This window comes from Flavobacterium hibisci, assembly GCF_020026925.1.
Classification (GTDB): domain Bacteria; phylum Bacteroidota; class Bacteroidia; order Flavobacteriales; family Flavobacteriaceae; genus Flavobacterium; species Flavobacterium hibisci.
The window spans coordinates 1-1,826 of the sequence record NZ_JAIQDW010000044.1; the positions used below are offsets into that span (position 1 = coordinate 1).

Consider the following 1,826-nt stretch of genomic DNA (forward strand, 5'->3'; position numbering starts at 1 on the left):
GGTTAACCGAATAGGGGAGCCGTAGAGAAATCGAGTCCGAATAGGGCGTCCAGTCGCTGGGTGTAGACCCGAAACCAAGTGATCTATCCATGGCCAGGATGAAGGTGCCGTAACAGGTACTGGAGGTCCGAACCGACTAGTGTTGCAAAACTAGCGGATGAGCTGTGGATAGGGGTGAAAGGCTAAACAAACTTGGAAATAGCTGGTTCTCTCCGAAAACTATTTAGGTAGTGCCTCAAGTATTACCTGCGGGGGTAGAGCACTGTTTAGGCTAGGGGGTCATGGCGACTTACCAAACCTATGCAAACTCCGAATACCGCAGAGTACAGCTTGGGAGACAGAGCACCGGGTGCTAACGTCCGGACTCAAGAGGGAAACAACCCAGACCGCCAGCTAAGGTCCCTAAAATTGGCTAAGTGGGAAACGAAGTGGGAAGGCTAAAACAGTCAGGATGTTGGCTTAGAAGCAGCCATCATTTAAAGAAAGCGTAATAGCTCACTGATCGAGTCGTCCTGCGCGGAAGATGTAACGGGGCTAAGCCAGTTACCGAAGCTGCGGATTTGCAATTTATTGCAAGTGGTAGGAGAGCGTTCTGTAAGCCTGTGAAGGTGCCTGGTAACGGGTGCTGGAGGTATCAGAAGTGCGAATGCTGACATGAGTAGCGTTAAAGGGGGTGAAAAGCCCCCTCGCCGTAAGCGCAAGGTTTCCTACGCAACGTTCATCGGCGTAGGGTGAGTCGGCCCCTAAGGCGAGGCAGAGATGCGTAGCTGATGGGAAACAGGTCAATATTCCTGTACCGATGTGTAGTGCGATGTGGGGACGGAGAAGGTTAGCTCAGCCAACTGTTGGATATGTTGGTTCAAGCCTGTAGTCGTGCCTGGTAGGCAAATCCGCCGGGCTTAGATGAGGGGTGATAACGAGTCTGCTTGCAGACGAAGTGAGTGATACCCTGCTTCCAGGAAAAGCCACTAAGCTTCAGCTACACACGACCGTACCGCAAACCGACACTGGTGCGCGAGATGAGTATTCTAAGGCGCTTGAGAGAACTCTGGAGAAGGAACTCGGCAAATTGATACCGTAACTTCGGGAGAAGGTATGCCGCAAGTAGGTGAACTTGAACAAAGGGAGCCCAAAGCGGTTGCAAAAAATCGGTGGCTGCGACTGTTTAATAAAAACACAGCACTCTGCAAACACGAAAGTGGACGTATAGGGTGTGACGCCTGCCCGGTGCTGGAAGATTAAATGATGGGGTGCAAGCTCTTGATTGAAGTCCCAGTAAACGGCGGCCGTAACAATAACGGTCCTAAGGTAGCGAAATTCCTTGTCGGGTAAGTTCCGACCTGCACGAATGGCGTAACGATGGCCACACTGTCTCCTCCAGAGACTCAGCGAAGTTGAAATGTTTGTGATGATGCAATCTCCCCGCGGAAAGACGGAAAGACCCCATGAACCTTTACTGTAGCTTTGTATTGGATTTTGAACGGATCTGTGTAGGATAGGTGGGAGGCTTTGAAGTGAGGACGCTAGTTCTCATGGAGCCGACGTTGAAATACCACCCTGGTGCGTTTGAGGTTCTAACCCAGGTCCCTTATCGGGATCGGGGACAGTGCATGGTAGGCAGTTTGACTGGGGCGGTCTCCTCCCAAAGCGTAACGGAGGAGTTCGAAGGTACGCTAGTTACGGTCGGACATCGTGACGATAGTGCAATGGCATAAGCGTGCTTAACTGCGAGACTGACAAGTCGAGCAGATGCGAAAGCAGGACATAGTGATCCGGTGGTTCTGTATGGAAGGGCCATCGCTCAACGGATAAAAGGTACTCTGGGG

At 51.6% G+C, this 1,826-nt stretch carries 1 rRNA gene; it reads left to right on the forward strand.

Annotation, left to right across the window (positions count from 1 at the left end):
- Positions 1 to 1,826, forward strand: a 23S ribosomal RNA gene (locus tag K8B81_RS20755); the annotation flags it as partial.